This window comes from Pseudomonas fluorescens (assembly GCF_902497785.1).
GTDB lineage: Bacteria > Pseudomonadota > Gammaproteobacteria > Pseudomonadales > Pseudomonadaceae > Aquipseudomonas > Aquipseudomonas fluorescens_BO.
The window spans coordinates 208,374-224,341 of record NZ_CABVHK010000006.1 but is presented as its reverse complement, the minus strand read 5'-3'; the positions used below and the strand labels follow the sequence as shown (position 1 = coordinate 224,341).

At 60.3% G+C, this 15,968-nt stretch carries 16 protein-coding genes; 7 read left to right on the top strand and 9 right to left on the bottom strand.

Annotation, left to right across the window (positions count from 1 at the left end; genetic code table 11):
* Positions 1-3 precede the first annotated feature (3 nt).
* The 5 genes from F8N62_RS11275 to F8N62_RS11255 all read right to left on the bottom strand — a co-directional run bounded on the left by F8N62_RS11275 (position 4) and on the right by F8N62_RS11255 (position 5,568).
* The gene (locus F8N62_RS11275; protein ID WP_150711031.1) at positions 4-660 is read right to left on the bottom strand and encodes a DedA family protein; all 657 of its coding nucleotides are present in this window, start codon (positions 658-660) and stop codon (positions 4-6) included.
* Between the two features lie 337 nt (positions 661-997).
* Positions 998-1,459: a GNAT family N-acetyltransferase gene (locus tag F8N62_RS11270; protein ID WP_150711030.1), complete on the bottom strand. Its 462-nt coding sequence runs from the start codon at positions 1,457-1,459 to the stop codon at positions 998-1,000.
* A 119-nt stretch (positions 1,460-1,578) separates the two neighbouring features.
* Entirely contained in the window at positions 1,579-2,403 is an 825-nt protein-coding gene (gene eutC, locus F8N62_RS11265) for an ethanolamine ammonia-lyase subunit EutC (protein WP_412071976.1), read from the bottom strand.
* An 8-nt stretch (positions 2,404-2,411) separates the two neighbouring features.
* Positions 2,412-3,806, bottom strand: a complete 1,395-nt coding sequence (locus tag F8N62_RS11260) for an ethanolamine ammonia-lyase subunit EutB (RefSeq protein ID WP_150711028.1) — start codon at positions 3,804-3,806, stop codon at positions 2,412-2,414.
* A 241-nt stretch (positions 3,807-4,047) separates the two neighbouring features.
* Entirely contained in the window at positions 4,048-5,568 is a 1,521-nt protein-coding gene (locus F8N62_RS11255; protein WP_150630357.1) for an aldehyde dehydrogenase family protein, read from the bottom strand.
* A 396-nt stretch (positions 5,569-5,964) separates the two neighbouring features.
* Between F8N62_RS11255 and F8N62_RS11250 the strand changes: the two genes are divergently transcribed.
* The 4 genes from F8N62_RS11250 to F8N62_RS11235 all read left to right on the top strand — a co-directional run bounded on the left by F8N62_RS11250 (position 5,965) and on the right by F8N62_RS11235 (position 10,275).
* Positions 5,965-7,881: a sigma-54-dependent Fis family transcriptional regulator gene (locus F8N62_RS11250; RefSeq protein WP_150711027.1), complete on the top strand. Its 1,917-nt coding sequence runs from the start codon at positions 5,965-5,967 to the stop codon at positions 7,879-7,881.
* A gap of 138 nt (positions 7,882-8,019) precedes the next feature.
* Positions 8,020-9,369 carry a UDP-N-acetylmuramate:L-alanyl-gamma-D-glutamyl-meso-diaminopimelate ligase gene (mpl, locus tag F8N62_RS11245; RefSeq protein ID WP_150711026.1) on the top strand — a complete coding sequence of 450 codons (1,350 nt, stop codon included), beginning with the start codon at positions 8,020-8,022 and terminating at the stop codon, positions 9,367-9,369.
* On the top strand, positions 9,366-9,998 hold the full coding sequence (ubiX, locus tag F8N62_RS11240) for a flavin prenyltransferase UbiX (protein WP_128871424.1): 633 nt from the start codon (positions 9,366-9,368) through the stop codon (positions 9,996-9,998). Before mpl ends, ubiX begins: the two co-directional genes overlap by 4 nt.
* Positions 9,991-10,275, top strand: a complete 285-nt coding sequence (locus F8N62_RS11235; RefSeq protein ID WP_150711025.1) for a YceK/YidQ family lipoprotein — start codon at positions 9,991-9,993, stop codon at positions 10,273-10,275. The genes ubiX and F8N62_RS11235 overlap by 8 nt, the downstream gene beginning before the upstream one ends.
* An 87-nt stretch (positions 10,276-10,362) precedes the next feature.
* On the opposite strand, the gene F8N62_RS11230 is transcribed toward F8N62_RS11235, so the two are convergent.
* The 3 genes from F8N62_RS11230 to F8N62_RS11220 all read right to left on the bottom strand — a co-directional run bounded on the left by F8N62_RS11230 (position 10,363) and on the right by F8N62_RS11220 (position 13,317).
* Entirely contained in the window at positions 10,363-11,004 is a 642-nt protein-coding gene (locus F8N62_RS11230) for an oxidoreductase (RefSeq protein ID WP_150711024.1), read from the bottom strand.
* Between the two features lie 27 nt (positions 11,005-11,031).
* Positions 11,032-12,750, bottom strand: a complete 1,719-nt coding sequence (locus F8N62_RS11225) for a C13 family peptidase (RefSeq protein ID WP_150711023.1) — start codon at positions 12,748-12,750, stop codon at positions 11,032-11,034.
* Positions 12,751-12,861: 111 nt separating this feature from the next.
* Positions 12,862-13,317 carry a MaoC family dehydratase gene (locus F8N62_RS11220; RefSeq protein WP_150711022.1) on the bottom strand — a complete coding sequence of 152 codons (456 nt, stop codon included), beginning with the start codon at positions 13,315-13,317 and terminating at the stop codon, positions 12,862-12,864.
* Between the two features lie 185 nt (positions 13,318-13,502).
* Here F8N62_RS11220 and F8N62_RS11215 point away from each other — a divergent pair, with 185 nt between their 5' ends.
* From F8N62_RS11215 to F8N62_RS11205, 3 genes are read left to right on the top strand one after another with little or no spacing between them, the layout of a single operon-like run.
* Positions 13,503-13,868 carry a CidA/LrgA family protein gene (locus tag F8N62_RS11215; protein WP_150711021.1) on the top strand — a complete coding sequence of 122 codons (366 nt, stop codon included), beginning with the start codon at positions 13,503-13,505 and terminating at the stop codon, positions 13,866-13,868.
* Positions 13,865-14,581, top strand: coding sequence for an LrgB family protein (locus F8N62_RS11210; RefSeq protein ID WP_150711020.1), 717 nt, complete (start codon positions 13,865-13,867; stop codon positions 14,579-14,581). The genes F8N62_RS11215 and F8N62_RS11210 overlap by 4 nt, the downstream gene beginning before the upstream one ends.
* A 10-nt stretch (positions 14,582-14,591) precedes the next feature.
* Positions 14,592-15,182 carry an LON peptidase substrate-binding domain-containing protein gene (locus tag F8N62_RS11205; protein WP_150711019.1) on the top strand — a complete coding sequence of 197 codons (591 nt, stop codon included), beginning with the start codon at positions 14,592-14,594 and terminating at the stop codon, positions 15,180-15,182.
* Positions 15,183-15,247: 65 nt separating this feature from the next.
* Here F8N62_RS11205 and F8N62_RS11200 read toward each other — a convergent pair whose 3' ends face one another.
* On the bottom strand, positions 15,248-15,802 hold the full coding sequence (locus F8N62_RS11200; RefSeq protein WP_150711018.1) for a hypothetical protein: 555 nt from the start codon (positions 15,800-15,802) through the stop codon (positions 15,248-15,250).
* Positions 15,803-15,968: the final 166 nt, after the last annotated feature.

Here is a 15,968-nt window from a genome sequence, read left to right as displayed (position 1 = left end):
GGGTCAGCGCGGTTCGGCTTTGGAGGCGCCGCTGCCGAAACGGCTGCGGAACACGCCAATAATCATCGGCACCAGCGACAGCAGGATGATGGCGACCACCAGCAGCGACAGGTTTTTCTTGATGAACGGTACGTTGCCGAAGAAGTAGCCGAGGGTGACCAGGCCGCCAACCCAAAGGATGGTGCCCAGTACGCTGAAAAAGAAGAAACGCGGGTAGGGCATTTTCGCCACTCCAGCGACGAAAGGCGCAAAGGTGCGGATGATTGGCAGGAAACGCGCCAGGGTCACGGTTTTGCCGCCGTGTTTATCGTAGAAGTCGTGGGTTTTTTGCAGATAGTCGCGGCGGAAGATTTTCGAGTTCGGGTTGCTGAACAGCCTTTCGCCGACCGTGCGTCCGATCACGTAGTTGGTGCTGTCGCCGAGGATCGCGGCCAGCATCAGCAGGCCACCCAGCAGGACCGGGTCCATTCCGCCACCCGCTGCCACGGCGCCGGCGATAAACAGCAGGGAATCGCCCGGCAGAAAGGGCATTACCACCAGACCGGTTTCGCAGAAGATCACCAGAAAAAGGATGGCGTAGATCCATGGCCCGTAATTGTTTACCAGCAAATCGAGGTAAACATCGAGATGCAGGATAAGGTCGAGCGGGTTGAAATCCATGGGGCACCTGTGGTGACGGCCCGACTCTGCGGGCCTGTGCGGATGACTTCGCGAAAGGCTACAGACGGGTGTAGTTTTTCTTACAAGCCGGAAAGGTCGGCATTATACGGACAGGAAAGTTAAAAGCGTGTTCAGTTTGTAGCGGGGGATGTCGCGAGAGTTGGACATCTCACACTTCAATGTGGCGAGGGAGCTTGTCGGATCGCCGCACCGTCCCGCTGGAGGGCGAAGCACTCCCAAAGCCTGAGTTCGCGGTAGGTCAGGGGAACTACGACTGCTGCGCAGTCGAGCGGGAGCAAGCTCCCTCGCCACAAGAGCTCGCCACAGTGCAGCGACATTAGAGCTCGTCGCTGATCGGCAACACGTAGTTCTTGAACTCGGTGTCTTCCTTGAAGCCGATGGATTCGTAGGTTTTCTGGGCGATTTCGTTGTCGCTGCTGGTGGATACGCGCATGCGCACGGCATTGGTTTCCTTGGCCATTTTTTTTGCGGTGCGCATCAGGTTGTCAGCGACCAACTGGCGGCGTGCATCTTCGGCGACGTAGATGTCGTTGAGGATCCACACGCGTTTAAGCGATAGCGAGGAGAAGCTCGGGTAGAGCTGACAGAAACCCATCAGTTTGTTGTTGTCGTCATCGGCCAGGGCCAGATAGATGACCGATTCCTTGCGACGCAGGCGCTTTTCGAGGAAGGCCCGGGATGAGTCCGGATACGGCAGGGAACCATAAAACTCGCGATATTTGACGAACAACGGGGTCAGCAGGTCCAGGTGTTCGAGGGTCGCTTGAATAATCCGCATCGATAGGTCTCGTCTTCAAGTGGCTGTCTTCACGTGCTCTGACGGCGAACGGTTCTCACTCGGGCAGCCGTGTTTCGATCCTGCCTGAAATCCGGGGTTAAACGCAATGCGGAAACGGTTCAGGTATTCAGCGGGCTCAGTAGGAAATTACCTTTCGTGTCTGCACCTGCGTCCGACACCAGCGTCTGAACCTGCGCTTCGTCCTTCAGATTGACCCCCGACAGCTGTCGGCGGCAGGCTTCGCGCATCAAATACACCAGACGGTGCGCCGCCATGCCATAACTCAAGCCTTCCAGTCGTACGTTGGAGATGCAATTGCGGTAAGCGTCCGTCAGACCGATCTTGGGGTTGTAGGTGAAATATAACCCCAGACTGTCTGGCGAGCTGAGGCCAGGGCGCTCGCCGATCAGGATCACCACCATCTTCGCACCTAGCAATTCGCCAATTTCATCGCCAATCGCCACCCGGCCTTGCTCGACCAGAACCACGGGTGAAACGGACCAGCGATCAGTCGCGATCTGCTCTTGCAGCCGTGTCAGGAAGGGTGCGGTGTGGCGATGAACCGCCAGCGCCGACAGGCCATCGGCGACAACGATGACCAGGTCAACGCCGCCGGGGTTGGCTTGCGCATAGTCGCGCAAGTTCTGCGCCGACGCATCGCTCAACTTGCGCCCCAGGTCCGGGCGTTGCAAATAACTGTCGCGATTCGCGGCGGCGCTGTGCAGCAGTAAACTCTGGCGACCGCATTCGGCCAGCTGCGCGCTGAGCCCGGCATGATCGAAGGGCAGGTGCACCGCGTCCCGGGCTTGGGCGTGGGCGTACTGAAAATCCAGCTGCGCGCTGGTGGGCATGCTGGTGCCGCTGCGGCCCAGGGCAATTCGCGCGGGCGTCAGGCGACGCAATTCGAGCAACGGGTTTTGCGGGTCACTCGGTGGTTTATCCATATCGACACTCATCCCAGTTGCGCCATGGCCTGGCGGAAGGCCGGTGGCAAATTGTTGCCGAAGTGAATCTTGCCGTCTGCCTGGGTGAAAATGCCCATCCTGGCCAGCCACTGTTCGAACTCGGGCGCGGGTTTCAAACCCAGGGTTTGCCGGGCGTAGAGCGCGTCGTGGAACGACGTGGTCTGGTAATTGAGCATGATGTCGTCGGAGCCGGGGATGCCCATGATGAAGTTGATGCCGGCCACGCCGAGCAGCGTCAGCAGGGTGTCCATGTCGTCCTGATCGGCTTCGGCGTGATTGGTGTAACAGATGTCGCAACCCATTGGCACGCCCAGCAGCTTGCCGCAGAAGTGGTCTTCGAGGCCGGCTCGGATGATCTGCTTGCCGTTGTACAGGTATTCCGGGCCGATAAATCCTACGACGGTGTTCACCAGAAACGGTTTGAAATGGCGCGCCACGGCGTAGGCGCGGGTTTCGCATGTCTGTTGATCGAGGCCGTGGTGGGCGTTGGCCGATAACGCACTGCCCTGGCCGGTTTCGAAATACATCAGGTTCTGCCCCAGCGTGCCGCGATTCAGGCTCAAACCGGCGTCATAGCCTTCCTGCAACAGGTTCAGGTTGATGCCGAAACTGGCGTTGGCCGCTTCGGTGCCGGCAATCGACTGGAACACCAGGTCCAGCGGAACACCGCGGTTGATCGCTTCGATGGACGTGGTGACGTGGGTTAAAACGCAGGCCTGTGTAGGAATTTCGTAACGCTGGATGATCGCGTCGAGCATTTCCAGCATTGCGCAGATCGAAGCGATGCTGTCGGTGGCCGGGTTGATCCCGATCATCGCGTCGCCGTTGCCGTACAGCAGCCCGTCGAGAATGCTCGCGGCGATGCCGGCCGGCTCGTCGGTGGGATGGTTGGGTTGCAGGCGGGTGGATAACCGGCCGCGCAGGCCCATGGTGCCGCGGAATTGGGTGACGACACGGATTTTCTGCGCCACCAGTACCAGATCCTGCACGCGCATGATTTTCGACACGGCCGCGGCCATTTCCGGTGTCAGGCCAGGGGCGAGGGCGCGCAGGCTTTGTTCGTCGGCGACATCACTGAGCAGCCAGTCGCGAAAACCGCCGACGGTGAGATGGCTGACAGCGGCGAAGGCTTGTGGGTCGTGAGTGTCGATGATCAGGCGGGTGACTTCATCGTCTTCGTAGGGAATCAGCACTTCCTGCAGGAAATGGGTCAGCGGGATGTCAGCCAGGGCCATTTGCGCGGCGACGCGTTCGCCATCGTTGAGGGCCGCCACGCCAGCGAGGAAATCTCCCGAACGTGCCGGGCTGGCCTTGGCCATGACCTCTTTGAGGCTGGCGAAGCGGTAGGTCTGGGCGCCGATGGAATGGGTGAAAATTGCCATGGGGTCCTCCTGATTGACGCAATAAGGGCGTGCTTTTGTGGAGTGAGACAGGCAAGGCCCGTGCCAAAGTCGCAGGGCTATAAATGAGTGTGTCTTGAGGGCGCTTTCGCGGGCAAGCCCGCTCCCACAGGGTTTGAGTAAGCCGGCGATTGGCGGCAGACCACAAAGCACTGTGGGAGCGGGCTTGCCCGCGAAGAATATCCCGACGGCGATACAGGCCTACCTGTATCGCCTGCGGATTTTAGAAGAACCCCAGCGGATTGATGTCGTAGCTCACCAGCAGGTTTTTGGTCTGCTGATAATGGTCGAGCATCATTTTGTGGGTTTCACGACCGACGCCGGATTTTTTGTAGCCACCGAACGCGGCGTGCGCCGGGTACAGGTGGTAGCAGTTGGTCCAGACGCGACCGGCCTTGATGGCGCGGCCCATGCGGTAGGCGCGGTTGATGTCGCGGGTCCAGAGGCCGGCGCCGAGGCCGAACTCGGTGTCGTTGGCGATGGCCAGCGCTTCGGCTTCGTCCTTGAAGGTGGTGATGCTCACCACCGGGCCAAAGATTTCTTCCTGGAACACGCGCATTTTGTTGGTGCCCTTGAGCAGGGTCGGCTGGATGTAATAGCCAGTCGCGAGGCTGCCCTCGAGTTTTTCGATCTTGCCGCCGGTCAGTAGCTCGGCGCCTTCGCCCTTGGCGATTTCCAGGTACGAAAGGATTTTGTCGAATTGCTGCTCGGATGCTTGAGCGCCGACCATGGTGTCGGTGTCCAGCGGGTCGCCACGTTTGATTTGCAGGACTTTCTTCATCACCACTTTCATGAAGTCGTCGTAGATCGACTCTTGCACCAGTGCACGAGACGGGCAGGTGCACACTTCGCCTTGGTTGAAGAACGCCAGCACCAGACCTTCGGCGGCTTTTTCGATGAAGGTTTCTTCGGCTTGCATGATGTCGGCGAAGAAGATGTTCGGCGACTTGCCACCCAGCTCCACGGTGGACGGAATGATGTTTTCGGCCGCGCATTTCATGATGTGCGAACCGACCGGGGTCGAGCCAGTGAACGCGATCTTGGCGATGCGCTTGCTGGTGGCCAGTGCTTCGCCGGCTTCTTTGCCGAAGCCTTGCACGACGTTCAGCACGCCCGGCGGCAGCAGGTCGCCGATCAGTTCCATCAGCACGGTAATGCCCAGCGGCGTTTGTTCGGCAGGCTTGAGCACCACGCAGTTACCGGCAGCCAAGGCCGGAGCGAGTTTCCAGGCGGCCATCAGGATCGGGAAGTTCCACGGGATGATCTGCCCGACCACGCCCAGTGGTTCGTGGATGTGATAAGCCACGGTGTTGCCGTCGATCTCGGCAGCGCTGCCTTCCTGCGCGCGGATGCAACCGGCGAAGTAGCGGAAGTGGTCGGCGGCCAGCGGGATGTCGGCGTTGAGGGTTTCGCGAACGGCTTTGCCGTTGTCCCAGGATTCGGTGATTGCCAGCAGTTCCAGGTTCTGCTCGATGCGGTCGGCGATTTTCAGCAGCACCAGCGAGCGTGCCTGAGCGGACGTGGCGCCCCAGGCATCGGCTGCGGCATGGGCAGCGTCCAGCGCCTTGTCGATGTCTTCGGCTGTGGAGCGCGGGAATTCGGCAATCGGTTGGCCATTCACTGGCGAGGTATTGGTGAAGTACTGACCTTTGACAGGCGCGACGAACTCGCCGCCGATGTAGTTACCGTATTTGCTCTTGAACGAAACGATAGCGCCTTCAGTACCGGGGTGAGCGTAACGCATGATGTTTTCTCCTTGGCTTTGTATTTATAAGAGAGGCGCATGTGCGCTTGTTATAAGCGTAGAGCAAAGGTCGGGCCACTGCCTTGCAGGTCAGGCAAATCAAGGTCTTGCGTGGTTTTTGTCGGACGGGCGGATGGCGTGTGTGGCGGTTTCGGTACGGTGGGTGTGACACTTTGTACCGCTTGTGGCACAGCCTGTGACCGAGCAGTCTTGCCAGCATTGCAATGCAGACCGGGCTGGAGGATGCTCGGCACAACCCCGTAGGAGCTGTCGAGTGAAACGAGGCTGCGATCTATTGATTTTGCTTTAAGGGAGAAGATCAAACGATCGCAGCCTCGTTTCACTCGACAGCTCCTACACGGGGCGGTGTACAGCATTCGGGGAGAATAATAAGAAATGCACGACAACCATTTGAGTCGCCATGCCCGGCAAGTGCTGACCGTGACCCAGGGCAAATCCCACCTGCACGGCCCCGGCAGCGACCCATCGATTGCCCGTTCCTGGCTGCGCTGTCTTGAGGACTATCACCTCGACCCGGCCCTGACCATGGCGCCGACGGTGCTGGAGCATGGTCGTGTGCTCGAAAGCCGCGAACGGCTGCAGCAAGTGCTACACATCGCCGGCACTGAAATGAGCAGCCTGCATCAGCAACTTTCCGGCGCCGGCCATGCGGTGTTGCTCACCGATGCCCGCGGCGTGATCCTCAACTGTGTGACTGCACCCGCCGAACGCAAGATCTTCGAGCGCGCCGGGCTTTGGCTCGGCGCCGACTGGAGCGAAGCCTGCGAAGGCACCAACGGCATCGGCACCTGTCTGGTGGAGCGTCAGGCGCTGACCATCCACCAGGACGAACACTTTCGCGGTCGCCACACCGGCCTGACCTGCTCGGCCAGCCCGGTGTTCGACCCGCATGGCGAACTGCTGGCGGTGCTCGACGTGTCCTCGGCGCGGCACGAAGTCTCGCGGCAGAGCCAGTTCCATACCATGGCCCTGGTCAACCTGTCGGCGAAGATGATCGAGAGCTGCTATTTCCTGCGCTATTTCGACAATCAATGGCTACTGCGTTTTCACTTGCAGGCGGAATCCGTCGGGCTGTTCAGCGAGGGGTTGCTGGCGTTCGACGGGGAAGGGCGGATCAGCGCGGTCAATCAGAGTGCGCTGAACCTGCTGGGGCACATTCGCGGCGGACTGCTGGGTCAACCGGTCGAGGCGTTTTTCGACTGCTCGCTGGATGAGCTGCTGGGCCGCGCCAGTGTGAATGCCAGCGCCAGTTGGCCATTGCGCACCCGCGACGGGCGAAGCCTGTTTGCCGTGTTGCGAGGACCGCCGCGCAGCATTCCGGCGCTGGCGCCGGCGGTGCAAAGTCCGGTTGCCGAGCCTGCGCGTCTGGCGGACATCTGCCTGGGCGACAAAGGCCTGCAGGAAGATTTCCGCAAATCCCTGCGCGTTTTCGAGCGTGACGTACCGCTGGTGATCAACGGTGAAACCGGGTCCGGCAAAGAGGCCTTTGCCAAGGCCGTGCACCAGGCAAGCCAGCGCGCTGAAAAAGCCTTCGTCGCGCTCAATTGCGCGGCCATCCCCGAAAGCCTGATCGAGAGCGAACTGTTCGGTTATCGCGGCGGCAGTTTCACCGGCGCACGCAAGGAAGGCATGCGCGGCAAGTTGCAGCAGGCCGACGGCGGGACGTTGTTTCTGGATGAAATCGGCGACATGCCGCTGGCGTTGCAAACCCGGCTGTTGCGAGTGCTCGAAGATCGGCAAGTGGTGCCGATTGGCGGCGAGCCGGAGTCGGTCAACGTGCGGATCATCAGCGCCACTCACCGCAATTTGCTGGAGCGAGTGCAGGACGGCAGCTTCCGCGAGGATTTGTATTACCGTCTCAATGGGCTGGAAATCGCCTTGCCGGCGTTACGCGAGCGCAGTGATAAGTCGCAGTTGCTCGACTTTTTGCTGGCGCAGGAGGCCGGCGGCGAGACGGTGCTGATTGATGAGCCGGCGCGCCAGGCGTTGCTCGGGTTTGCCTGGCCGGGGAATGTGCGGCAATTGCGCAATGTCTTGCGCACGTTGGCGGCGTTGTGTGACGGCGGGCGGATCGGCCTGGAGGATCTGCCGGCGATGATTCGTCAGGTTCGGCCGGTGCCGGTTGTGGTGGCGCAAGCCTCATCGGATTACCCGCTGGACGAGGCTGAACGCCTGGCGCTGCTCACTGCGCTGGAGCAGACGCGCTGGCATATGACGCATACCGCGGAACAGTTGGGGGTCAGCCGCAATACGCTCTACAGGAAGCTGCGTAAGCACGGCATCGAACGGTAACCTGTTTCAGGTTTTGGGGCCGCTGCGCGACCCAGCGGGAGCAAGCTCCCTCGCCACCAGGACCGGGAGCCCATCAGCTAAAGAGTGCGATTTTCGCCTCCCTAGGCTAACCTGCGGCCATGTTTTACGAGGTCGACTATGCACATTCATATTCTTGGTATCTGCGGCACTTTCATGGGTTCGATGGCGGTTCTGGCCAAAGAGCTGGGCCATCATGTGACGGGCTCCGATGCCAACGTCTATCCGCCGATGAGCACTCAGCTTGAGGCGCAGGGCATCGAGTTGACTCAAGGCTACGATCCCGCCCAGCTTGATCCGGCGCCGGATCTGGTGGTGATCGGCAACGCCATGTCCCGCGGCAACCCGGCGGTCGAATATGTGCTGAACAAAGGCCTGCCCTATGTCTCCGGCCCGCAATGGCTGGCCGATCACGTGCTGCAAGGCCGCTGGGTGCTGGCCGTTGCCGGCACGCATGGCAAAACCACCACCAGCAGCATGCTCGCCTGGGTGTTGGAGCACGCGGGCATGAGCCCGGGTTTCCTGATCGGTGGCGTGCCGCAGAATTTCTCGGTATCGGCGCGTCTGGGCGGCACACCGTTCTTCGTGATCGAGGCCGACGAGTACGACAGTGCGTTCTTCGACAAACGCTCCAAGTTCGTGCACTACCGTCCGCGCACCGCGATCCTGAACAACCTGGAATTCGATCACGCCGACATCTTCCCCGATCTGCCAGCTATCGAACGGCAATTCCACCATTTGGTGCGAACGATCCCGAGTGAAGGCCTGGTGATCCACCCGACCACAGAACCGGCATTGCTACGTGTGATCGAGATGGGCTGCTGGACCCCGGTGCAAACCACCGGCGCGGGCGGTCAATGGCAGGTCAAACTGTTGAGCGAAGACGGTTCGAAGTTCGAAGTGATGTTCGAAGGTGTCGCCCAGGGCGTGGTCGACTGGGACATGACCGGACAACACAACGTCGCAAACGCCTTGGCGACTTTGGCAGCGGCGCGTCACGTCGGTGTCGTGCCGTCCATGGGCATCGCCGCGTTGAGCGCGTTCAAAAGCGTGAAGCGGCGCATGGAGAAAGTTGCGGAAGTGCGTGGCATCACCATCTACGACGACTTTGCCCACCATCCGACGGCCATCGCCACCACCCTCGACGGCCTGCGCAAGCGCATTGGCGATGCGCCGTTGATCGCGATCATCGAACCGCGTTCCAATTCCATGAAGCTCGGCGCTCACCGTGACGGGTTGCCGGAAAGTGTGGTCGATGCCGATCAAGTGATCTGGTACGCGCCGGCCAACCTCGGTTGGGATCTGGCCGCGACCGCTGCGCTGTGCACGGTGCCGTCGATTGTCAGCGATTCGCTGGAAGGCATTATCGAACGCGTGAAAAGTCAGGCTCAGCCCGGCACCCACGTGGTGATCATGAGCAACGGCGGCTTCGGCGGCCTGCACGGCAAACTCGCCGAGGCGCTGCAATGAACAACGGCCCGGAACGCATCACGCTGGCCATGACCGGCGCTTCGGGCGCCCAGTACGGTTTGCGTTTGCTCGACTGCCTGATCCGCGAAGATCGCGAGGTGCACTTCCTGATTTCCAAGGCGGCGCAATTGGTCATGGCCACCGAGACTGACGTTACGCTGCCGCCGAAAACCCAAATGATGCAGGCCTTTCTCACCGAGTACACCGGCGCTGCCGCCGGGCAGATTCGCGTGTACGGCAAGGAAGACTGGATGTCGCCGGTGGCTTCGGGCTCCGGCGCGCCGGCCGCAATGGTGGTGGTGCCGTGTTCCACCGGGACCTTGTCGGCCATTGCTACCGGCGCCTGCAACAACTTGATCGAGCGTGCGGCCGACGTCACGTTGAAGGAGCGTCGTCAGTTGATTCTGGTGCCGCGCGAAGCGCCCTATTCGAGTATTCATCTGGAGCACATGCTCAAGTTGTCGAACATGGGCGTGACGATCCTGCCGGCATCGCCGGGCTTCTATCATCAGCCGCAAACCATCGATGACCTGATCGACTTCGTGGTGGCGCGGATTCTCAATCTGCTGAACATTCCCCAGGACATGCTGCCGCGTTGGGGCGAGCATCATCTGACCAGCGATGAATAAGCTGCTGGTAATGGTGCTGGCGCTGCAACTCGCGGGCTGCGCCACGGCGCGCACGCTCGATGCCGCGAAACCCGGGGCGCCGGTGGTGTATTCCGGGACGCGGCTGGATTGGTATGCCTTGAACGGTGGTTGTTGCGCCATGGACCGATTCGGCGCCGAGGCGCCGAGTTATCCCGGTGTTGATCTGCCGGCCAGCGCCTTGCTGGACACGCTGTTGTTGCCGTTGTCGGTGTTGACGGTGATCGGTGTGAGTTTTCAGGCGACGGGTGGGTTGTAAAAGAATAAAAGATCGCAGCCTTCGGCAGCTCCTACAGGGTGTACGTCATTCTCCTGTAGGAGCTGCCGAAGGCTGCGATCCGTTGATTTACTTGCCTAACTTGCGCAATTCATCCGACTCAACCACCCGCACCCCATCTTGTTCCTCCAGGGCCAGGCGCCACATCGCGCGGGCCAGCTGACAGGCTTCGATGCCGCGGTATTTGCCCGGGATCAAGCGCGACAACGGACCGGCGACTTGTTCGGCCAGGCGCGGTTCGAGGCGGTCGCCCAGCAACAGTGAAGGCCGACAAATGGTCAGTTGTGGCCAGTCTTGCGCCCGCAAGGCGTATTCCATCTCGCCTTTGACCCGGTTGTAGAACACCGAGGATCTGCGATCGGCCCCCAAGGCACTGATCACGATCAGGTGCCGCGCGCCCATTTCCCGCGCACGTTTGCCGAAGGCCACGACCATGTCCAGGTCGACCGCGCGGAACGCCTCTTCCGAGCCGGCCTGTTTGATGGTGGTGCCAAGGCAGCAGTAGGCGATATCGACGCGACCGTTCAATTGCGGCAGGAACACCGCCGGGTCGCCGACCGGGTTTTCCAGATGTGGATGCTCGGCCAGCGGCCGGCGCGAGGGCGCCAGTACCCGCGAGATCGTGGGCTCGTTGAGCAGGCGATCGAGCAGGTGTTCACCGGTCAAACCGGTGGCTCCGGCAAGCAAGACGTGCTGAGGCGTCAAGTACATAGTGTTTCTCCCTTGATACTGTTCAGCTTAGTTGCTCTTTGCATCCTTGTTGTCGATAGAGACACTTTGTAGTGCTTTTCGTGCCTGCTGTTTGCGTAGAAGCTGCCAGTGAGAGAGTACGGTTTTCGGTGCCCAGATCTGCGGTTCAGACGCTTCGAAGCCGTCCGCCAGCTCGCGCTCGGCGACGGTGGCTTTGGCCAGTTTGAAGGCGTGTTCCAGATCGTCGGTCTGGTTCAGGGCCTGGGCAAACAGCGCGTCGCCGAAGTAGGTGAAGTTGGCTTCTTCGGAGCAACCGAAGGACACGCGGTCGGCCCGGGAGGCGGTCATGATCAAGGTGCGTTCGTCCTTGAGGGCGGGGATGAAGCCACCGGAGTAGCAAGCCGAAATCACCACGATCTTGTCGCGGTTTTTCAACGGTGCGAGCACCGCGGCGAGTTCGTCAGCCGGCAGGTCGGCCAGTTCCATGCGCGGTTGGTCGAGGACCAGCTCGTGTTCGCTGCTGCCGTGACTGGTCAGGTAGATGAAGATCAAATCCTCCGGACCGCTGCGCTCGGCCAGGGTCAGCGCGGCGCGGCGCAGGTTTTCCCGGGTGGCCATCGGCCGATCGACGAGGTGGTCACGATGGTTCACCAGGCGAATCTGGCCGAACGCGCTGAAGCGGCTGGTAAGCATATTGCTGACGAAATCGGACTCGCGCAGGAACACGCTCTGCTTGCCGTCACCACCGAGGGTCAGAGTGTACAACTCGATAGCCGGGGTCGAGGCTGGCACATTGGCCAGTGCGTCCTCGAGCAGGCGGCCCTGGGCCAGCAAGCCGAGTTCAAGGCTGTCGGGCAGCAGCTTGCCGTCGGCATCGCGTACCCGCTGACCATTGATCCACGTGCCGCTCTGCACGGTTCCATCGGTCAGCACGAGGGTGCCGCGCCCGGAATAGTTGTCACCGTCGAACTGGCCGATGTAAAAACTGCCATCGGCCAGATTCAACCGTCCCTGCCCCGTGAAGCGCCAGTCGCTGAACTGACCGACGTAGTGACTGCCGTCCGCGCCGATCAACTCGCCCTTGCCGTTCAGCGAGCCTTCCTTGAATTGACCCAGCCAGACATCGCCGTCGGCGTTTTCGTAGCGGCCCTTGCCGTGCAGCTGGTTGTTCTTGAAACCGCCGACGTAGATGTCGCCGTCGGCGCTGTTGAAAGTGCCGTTGCCTTCCAGCTGACCGTCCTTGAAATGCCCAGTGAACTGGTTGCCGCTGGCGTCGCCGCGCTGGCCTTCGCCGTTGGGTTTGCCATGGGCGAACTGGCCTTGATAGGAGCTGCCGTCATCCAGTTCCAGACGACCGAGCCCTGAGTATTGATCGGCCTTGAATTCGCCACGGTAAGTCATGCCGTTTTCTTTGAGGGTGCCTTCGCCTTCGCGTCGACCCGCCTTGAACCCGCCGTTGTAGCTGCTGCCGCTGGTGGTCAGCGTGCCTTGGCCGTCGAACAGTCCCAGATTGAAATTGCCGCGGTACACTTCGCCGTTGCTGCCGTGCCATTCGCCCGGGCCGTGCCATTGGCCCTTGTCGAAACTGCCGGCGTACCAGCTGCCGTTCGGGTAATCGACGCGGCCCTGGCCCTGCAACAATCCGTCGACCAGTTCTCCGCGATAGCGTCCACCGTCCGGCAGGCGGGCGTCGGGGGGCAACAGCGATTCGCCGTCGCCGCACGCGGTGAGCATCAGGGTCAAGGCTAGAAGGGCAAGTGAGCGCATAGCGGGATCCGGGCAATTAGGCGACCGAGTATGCCGCAGCGCCATGACCTTATATAGAGAGCAGTCGAGAGAGGTCGCGAAACAGCACGCGCTGCTTCGCATCCGGGAGGGCTATACGAAGCAGAGGGACAGAGGCTCGGCGATGTAGGCCGGTTTTTCCGAGCCTTCGATCTCGAGGGTGGCGGTGACTTTGAGCAGCCATTGGCCAGGTTTTTTCTCGGTGACTTCGGTCAGATCGACCTTGAGTCGCACTTTCGAGTTGACCTTGACCGGTTGAATGAAGCGCACGCTGTCCAGGCCGTAATTGACCACCATCTTCAAGCCTTCAGGCAGGATGAGGATGTCTTCCATCAGTTTCGGGATCAGCGACAGCGACAGGAAGCCGTGGGCTATGGTGCTGCCAAATGGCGTTTGCGCAGCTTTGACCGGGTCGACGTGGATGAACTGATAGTCCCCCGTGGCTTCGGCGAACAGGTTAATGCGTTCCTGATCGATGGTAAGCCAGTCGGAACGTCCAAGTTCCTTGCCGACATAATCTTTGAGCTCTGCAGCGGGAACATAGGGCATTGAGACTCTCCTTGTGTTTCATCGGATTTATAGTTTTTCGAGTGGGGGGATTTGACCTCCCTGCGAACCACTTTAGATCAACATGGCAAATTGCTCCGGTCAACCGACCATGCTTTTGGCGAATGCCGGTCTATAGCGTTGGCATGCTTATAATGCCGGGCGCGAATTTTCGGGGGAGAGGACGAATGCTGTTACGTGGCCTGACCTGGCTGGTGCTGTTCCAACTGCTGGGCACCGCCATCAACCATTTGTTGTTGCCGGTATTGCCGGGGCCGATCATCGGCCTGCTACTTCTGCTGGTGTACTTGATCTGCCGTGGCCAGGTCGGCGAGCCGCTGAACCTGGCTGCCAGCAGCCTGTTGCGTTACCTGCCGTTGCTGCTGGTGCCGCCGGCCGTGGGCGTGATGGTCTACGCCAAGGACATTGCTGCGGACTTTTGGGCGATTGTCGGCGCGCTGGTGTTGTCGCTGCTGTTGTCCATGGCCTTCGCCGGGGTGCTGATGCAGCGCATGGTCAAGCGTCACGCTGCGCACTCCGAGGATCAGCCATGATCTTCGACTGGCACGGCGCCTGGACGTCGGTTATTCATCATCCCCTGTTCGGCATCGGCATCACTCTCGGCGCTTATCAGTTGGTGTTGGCCGCATTCGAAAAAACCCGCTGGATCTTTTTGCAGCCGGTGCTGGTCTCCATGCTGTTGGTCATCGGCGTATTGGTGGGTTGCGGCCTGACGTACGCGGAGTACCGCAAGAGCACCGAGATCCTGAGCATTTTGCTCGGCCCCGCCACCGTCGCGCTGGCCGTGCCGCTTTACCTCAACCTGCGACGGATTCGGCAGTTGTTCTGGCCGATATTTACTACGCTGGTGATAGGCGGCGTGGTTGCCACCGGGATGGGCGTGCTGCTGGGCTGGTCGTTCGGGGCCGAACACATGATCCTGATGACCATGGCGCCGAAGTCAGTGACCTCGCCGATTGCGATGCTGGTGGCCGAACAGATCGGTGGCGTGGCGGCGCTGGCGGCGGTGTTTGTGTTGATCACCGGCGTGATCGGAGCGATCTTCGGGCCCAGCCTGTTGAACCGCCTCGGTGTCCACAGCCCCGAGGCGCGCGGCATGGCGCTGGGCATGACGGCCCACGCGGTCGGGACGGCGGTGGCGATGCAGGAAAGTGAAGAGTGCGGCGCCTTTGCGGCGCTGGCGATGAGTCTGATGGGCGTGGCCACGGCGGTGTTCCTGCCGTTGGCGGTGTCGATGGTGGTGTAAGGAAATGTCTATGAGCTTGCCGCTTTTCCCGCTGAACACGGTGCTGTTTCCTGGGTGCATCCTCGACCTGCAGATCTTCGAGGCGCGTTACCTGGACATGATCAGTCGCTGCATGAAACAGGGCGCCGGCTTCGGCGTGGTGTGCCTCCTCGACGGCGAAGAGGTCGGCATCGCTCCGGCAGGCTATGCGCTGGTCGGGTGTGAAGCGCGGATCACTGATTTCAAGCAGCAGGACAACGGCCTGCTGGGCATACGGGTGCAGGGCGGGCGGCGTTTTCACGTATTGCGCACCGAAGTTCAGCGCGATCAGTTGACTGTCGCCGACGTCGAATGGCTGGAAGACGAGCCGGAACAGCCGTTGCAGGATGAGGACGCCGACCTCGTCGCACTGCTCAAGGCTCTCGCCGAACACCCGATGGTCGAGGCGTTGAACATGGGCACTGAAGCGACCGGCCAGCAATCGCTGGCCAATCAGCTGGCGTACCTGCTGCCGTTCGCCGAAGTGGACAAAATCGACCTGCTGCAACTCGACGATCCGCAGCAACGGCTGGATGCGATTCAGGCGTTGCTCGATGAATTGCAGGGTGAGTTGTTTGCCTGACAAATCCTGGATCACAGCGTCTGTTTGTTTCAACGCTGTTATCCAGATCGTCTCAGCGGATTTCGTCAGGGGAGCGGGGCGACGTTTCGCTCCAGGATGTTGAGGTCAAATTCGACAGTCTGACCGTCGATTCGCGAAGGCAGGTCGGTGAAATGCTCAAACACTGGCGTATGGGATACTGCTTTGATGTTGATTTCCTTTGAGTGACTGAACAAGCCTATCTGCGGGTTGTTGTCGCTCAAATCTGTGAGGGTCACTTCTCGGCCATCCTGTATCAGATGAAAACGGGTGGGCGGGTGACCGTTGTAAGCGATCATTTCACGGGCTGCGTACTCCATGCTGAGGGTGTTGCTGCGGAAGCTGATCGGGCTACGAATGAAGATCGTGTAATTGTCACTGTCCCGGCGAAAGTAAAGTGTCAACGGCTCAATACTGCCAGGCTCCGTCACAGTAATCAGTTTGCGCACAAATTCCCGGCCCAGGGACTCACTGAACTTGTCATGCTGTTCAGGCGATAGGTTGCCATCCGACAGGAGGTGCTCAAGTTTGTGTTGCAGGATGACTAATGGTTTTCCTGTCAGGGAAAGTGTTGCCAGGAACGAATTCTTAATGTCAGTCATGTAGCGATCCTTGCTTATGGTGGTTGGCGTCTCGTTTTAATGCTGGTGAGTTTGGGAGTTGTTGTAGTTCATGGCAATTGGTTGTCTGTTTTTAAGTGTTTCGTAGTTATTTTTTAAGAGTTTTTGTTTTTTAGTTGTAGCTATGGGGGCGAGTTGAGTATCGCTT